5 protein-coding genes are annotated in these 5120 nt (G+C 45.6%); 2 read left to right on the top strand and 3 right to left on the bottom strand.

What is annotated here, in order from left to right; translation table 11 throughout:
• Positions 1–839 precede the first annotated feature (839 nt).
• Together ACRC32_RS10695 and ACRC32_RS10700 are read left to right on the top strand one after the other, a co-directional pair.
• Complete coding sequence (locus ACRC32_RS10695; protein WP_438553944.1) at positions 840–1751, top strand: helix-turn-helix domain-containing protein; 912 nt, start codon at positions 840–842, stop codon at positions 1749–1751.
• A gap of 278 nt (positions 1752–2029) precedes the next feature.
• The gene (locus ACRC32_RS10700) at positions 2030–2530 is read left to right on the top strand and encodes a globin domain-containing protein (RefSeq protein WP_438553940.1); all 501 of its coding nucleotides are present in this window, start codon (positions 2030–2032) and stop codon (positions 2528–2530) included.
• Positions 2531–2548: 18 nt separating this feature from the next.
• Here ACRC32_RS10700 and ACRC32_RS10705 read toward each other — a convergent pair whose 3' ends face one another.
• The 3 genes from ACRC32_RS10705 to ACRC32_RS10715 all read right to left on the bottom strand — a co-directional run.
• A complete protein-coding gene (locus ACRC32_RS10705) occupies positions 2549–3496 on the bottom strand; it encodes a hypothetical protein (RefSeq protein ID WP_438553941.1) in 948 nt (315 codons plus the stop codon).
• Positions 3381–4592: a hypothetical protein gene (locus ACRC32_RS10710; protein WP_438553942.1), complete on the bottom strand. Its 1212-nt coding sequence runs from the start codon at positions 4590–4592 to the stop codon at positions 3381–3383. The genes ACRC32_RS10705 and ACRC32_RS10710 overlap by 116 nt, the downstream gene beginning before the upstream one ends.
• The coding region (locus tag ACRC32_RS10715) for a type IV secretion system DNA-binding domain-containing protein (RefSeq protein ID WP_438553943.1) at positions 4576–5120 on the bottom strand (545 nt) is incomplete at its 5' end. The genes ACRC32_RS10715 and ACRC32_RS10710, both read right to left, overlap by 17 nt.

Consider the following 5120-nt stretch of genomic DNA (forward strand, 5'->3'; position numbering starts at 1 on the left):
ACATCCGTGGAGTTCAAACACAATATTAGTAATGCGATCGCAGCTATCATCATCTGAAGGAAAAACAACTGCATAAGGATTGCAACTATCATGATGGGCTGTTGTTATGGTAGTCTGTGCTGTTAAATATACTGTTGCCTGGAAGATGCTGAAATACTTTTACTCATTCACGCCCAGGACTAGAAACTGGGTTTTTTCGGTTTGCGATCGCATTGCTGCCCAGGCTCGATAAGTCTAGATATCTTGAACTTTCAGGGACAAATAAAGTAAAAGTGTCTTTAAACTGCACTCTATCTCTCTAATTCGTAAAGTTTTGTAGCTAAATTGCGGAAATGCAAGTTTGTGTCGCGATCGGAGCATTAGATAGCAAATTTGCTGTCGAATTGATAGTTAGACAGCAACATCGAAGGAGAATTAATTACTACCAATGAGTAACCCACCATATTACTACTGAGAGCGGGGTATAGTTAACACTCAATGTCTTCCCTGAATTCTTTCTAGAAGCTGGCTTCTAGGAAATAACACTTATTAGAAAGTGTTCGCCATACGGCGCTCTCATTAGTAAAAGGCAAGCAATGTACTAGTGGGGATAGCTTCATGACTGCAACTTTCACCACTCCAGTAAAATAAGTAGCTCTCCTTAATCATTTTGATGAGAGTAAATTCTCTAATCTGCTTTGGGCTTAGAACTCAGCTAAATGTCTAGAAATATGAGTGGCGACGATTGGGTAATTGTGAGTTCTCGGTTGGGGCGTGGTTGGGAGATTGTTGGTGAGATGCAACATGTATAAAACTTGATGGCGAGATTGTCATATAAACCATATTTGGAGGAATCGGTGATGTCCGTCGGGCAACCTTTAGCGATCGACTATGTTGATTGGCAGAAGTTTCTACCCAATCCGCCTCTGCTAACAAGTTTTCAATCGGGTTGGAGTAGCATTCAGCTTGCCCATTATCGTCAACCATCGATGGATGTGCCTGAAGTATCCAACCCTCGACACACAATCATTATTCCCCTAGGGCATCAGACAGTTGATTTTGAACTGGTCTTAGAGGGACGCAAGCAGGCGGTTTCCTATGGAGAAAAAGACTATGCAAGTGGCTGTATTGAAATCTGTCCCGCTAATTTTCCTTGGGGACTCCGTTCTAATTCAACTGTTAAAGTAATGGAATATATTCACTGCTATCTAGAGCCTACATTTCTAGATCGGATTGCTCCTGAATCAGTGAATCCCGATCGCGTCGAACTTTTGCTGACACTAAAAAAAGCCGATCCATTGATTTACCAGATGGGACTAGCACTTAAGTCAAGTTTAGAGGTGGATGGGGTTGGCAGTCGTTTCTACATAGATTCAATGGCAACGGCGATGGCGGCTCATCTGCTGCGCCATTACTCCACCCGCAAACATTGTTTTCGAGAACATGAGGATGGGTTGTCTAAACAAAAGCTTAGGCAAGCCATTGAGTACATCCAGGCGCATTTGGGTGAGAATTTATCCCTAAGTGCGATCGCAAATGAACTTGGTATGAGTCAGTACTATTTCTGCCACCTATTCAGGCACTCAACTGGAATGTCACCCCATCAATACCTAATTCGCCAACGAGTAGAACAGGCAAAGCAGTTGCTAAGGCAGCCAGGACTAACCATTACATCCGTAGCACTGGAGTGTGGCTTTGCAAATCAGAGTCATTTTGCCAGGTATTTTCGCACTTACACGGGAATGAACCCTAACCAGTTTCGTAAGTTATAGCAAGATTGTGTTCAAAGTCACAAGAAAATGTGCGACTTAATTTAAGCAGTTAGCTAAAGTGATGTTGGTAATTGTATGAACCGAATACCGAGTGCTACCTCTTCTGCTCTCTCGCATGATGGCAAATGAGTAGTAGTGAGCGATCGCAGTTATGCGCTTAAATCAAGGTGATACATATGTTAAACATAAAAGCTTTGTCGTCTCTCGTGTGGAAGGGCGATCGTTTTTGTAGAAGCGATCGCCGCATAATAAATGCGCTGCGAGGAGAACTTTAAATAATGGTTAGTCAAAAAACGATTGAAATTGTCAAGGCAACTGCACCAATTATTAAAGAAAAAGGTGAAGAGATTTCCAGACGGATGTATCAAATTGCTTTTGAGGAGCGACCTGACTATAAACGCGGCTTTGAAACGACTTGGATGCTGCATCTAGACGGTGGTGGGCAAGCACACAAGTTAGCTGCGGCTGTTTACGCCTATGCTACTCATATCGATCGCCTAGATGAGTTGGCTACGGCAGTAGACAAAATTGCCCATCGTCATGTAAAGACTCGCATACTTCCCGAACAGTACCCGCTGATTGGCGAAAAGCTTTTGCAGGCAATGAAAGACGTTTTGCAAGATGCCGCAACTGATGAAGTGATTTCGGCATGGGCTGAAGCCTATGATGCTTTAGCAAACATCTTTATTCAACAAGAGAATGCAATTTATCAACAAGAAGATCGAGAACTAACTGAGCGATTGGTAAAAGCTAATAACATAGCCCGTGCATTGGACTAACCGAAGCCAAAAGTTTCTTTACTCCTCCACACCTAACACCAACAGCTTAATCTTCTCAATCCGCGATCGCATACTTGCCCAACTTCGGTACGTTTGAGCCTTACGAGAATCAAGACCATTCAAACTACTGAGGTAACTATTACTATCGCCCCCGCCGTAGCGGTACTCTACCTCTAGCAGCCGCATCCTAGCAGCATCGCGCTTGGCGATCTCTTGGGAGATTTGAAATTCCCTGGCTGCCTCGTCATACTCGAAAGCAGCTAAGTACACTTGTTCTCTAATTTTGTTGGCTAACTCTGCTCGTCCCCTCTGCAACTCCGCTGACTTTACTTGTAGATCGGAAATGGCGATCGCATTCCTTTGATTTTCTGCATTCCCGCCAAACGAAGCTTGCAACAGTGGAACCCCCACAGCATTAAGTAACTTGTCCAGCGTTCCGGTGGGATTAGTAAACAGCGAAGCGAGATTAGAAATAAAGCCGCCCGTTTGGTGCGTCTTTCCGTCAGTTTGCTGAATTTGTTGGGGTTGAATCAAAGCTTGCAGCGCCGGAGTCATCACCGACAACTTTACAGCCTTCTTGTTAGCCGATCTTGCTTCCTCAATTTTGTTATTAATTTCCTCTATCCTGGCATCAACTTCTTTGAGTAAGGGATTGTGTTGAGTAGCAGCTGATTGTAGAGATGAAATGCAATCGCGGGTCGCAGTGAGACAAGGCAAGTCACCTTTCATTGCATTCCATAAGTCATCATTAATTCGAGTGCGAATTATCGCATCAAGATCGCTTCCGGCTGGTTCTAGGGGATTTGTCTTGTTTGGTTGGCGTGGTTCTCCGGTGGACTCTTCACCAGAATCATCTGTTTGTGGTGGTGAACCCTGTTGTATTGAAGGGTTTTGTGGTAGTGGTGTTTGGGGAGGAGGGACGAGGGGTGGAGGTGGTGGAGTTTGGCAAACTGCGATCGCGTCCATCTGCAACAACCAAAGTAAGCTCGACAGACAAACTATTGTTAGTCTGCCCGACAACTTTAACCCGTCGTACCTTACCAGAATACGGGCTAGTGACAACGCTGATGGTACTGAGCTTTTCATCGACTTCGGCAATTTTAGAAGCGATCTGAGCCAACTGAAAAGCTCGGTCGCGTTCCTGCTGCTGGAAGTCCTGTAGCTGTCGGTAGTACGATTGTTGCGCTTGGTTTTTCTCCTCTGCCCTACGAGCAGCCGTGACTGATGCCTCATATTCTGCATACGCCCTAGTGTCCTTTTTGGTCTGAAGCTTGGCGATCGCCAGTTGACGATCTGCCCTGGCTTTCTGTAATGCTGTCGCCAGTTGAGCTAGCCTTTCATTTCTGGCGTTGACGGCGATAGTTAGCTTAGATGAAGCCTGTTGATATTCAGCAGTAGCTTGTTGCAACTCAGCAGAGCGCCGCTTCAGCATTTCTGTTTCATGGAGCTGAACTTCAGGGGGTAAGTCCTTGAGCAGTTGGACAGCTTGAAGTTTCTGCTTTTGGTTTTCTAGTAATCGCTGCTGATTCTCGACTTTGACACGGGCTGAATCTACGCTGCTAGATTCTTCCAAGGGCATTGTCTTGGTAGAATCCCTCTGCTGCTGCAAGGCTTTCTCAGCATCGATTATAGCCATTGATGCGCTTTGGATCTGCGCTGTTTCCTCCGCGTAGGAGATGGGAGGCAGCGACCGAACGGCAGGGGGAACGAGGGGAACGGGGGGCTTGAGTAAAACTCTCTGCTGAATTTGTTGATAGGCAAGGGCTAAGGATTTGCGCTGGATAGTCAACCGCGCTCGCTCCTCTACTCTATCTGCCAGCACTTCGCCAGCCGTCACCGTATCCCCTTGGTGTACTTTCAAATCCTTGGGGGATGATAGGGATAAACTAAACTTGAGTATTCGAGGGGAACCACTGGGGTTAGTTTCCATCACTTCAGGGGCTGACGATTCACTATTAGCAGCAATGGCAAAGTTGCGATCGCCCTTTGAGGAATGAGCGATCGCAAATATCAGCGCCACCAGGACAGCAGCTATAGTAAGCCGACTATTCCACTCGCTCATAGAAAGGCTTGATTTTACAACGATGTCCCTGTGTCCCCATCCTTACCAAAGCTTCTAGAGGAGAAAGATTAGCAACGAGGTCAGCCGCAAATCTGAAACGCTTTGCTACTCTGGCTACTTCTGTCTGGTCTACACCCAAAACTATCTTGGTCGCAGAGTTGGCAATAACGTTATCTGAAATATGTGCATCCCGCTGCGACGCTGCAACCCCATTTAACCCGTACTTTCTACCATCAGCCAATACCAAATCGAAACTTTTAGATCCCTTAATCTCCTTGGCTTCGTCTATAAATATGTATGTCCTGGGTGTTTTGTCGCTGGTTTCTCCCATAAGCCGATGCGAGTCCATCAGTTGCTTGATGATAGATTCAGTGGCGATCGCGCTCAACCCTGGTACTTTACCCAACGCTGACAAGTCAAATCTAATAATCGGATGCTGTGTTAGTGATGGTTGGTCTTTAGAGAAAATACCGTATTGAAATGTAGCCGCTAGTTTCAAAGCAAGTTTTTGTGATTCTTTACAGCCAT

This window comes from Chroococcidiopsis sp. (assembly GCF_051657925.1).
Taxonomy (GTDB): domain Bacteria; phylum Cyanobacteriota; class Cyanobacteriia; order Cyanobacteriales; family Chroococcidiopsidaceae; genus Chroococcidiopsis.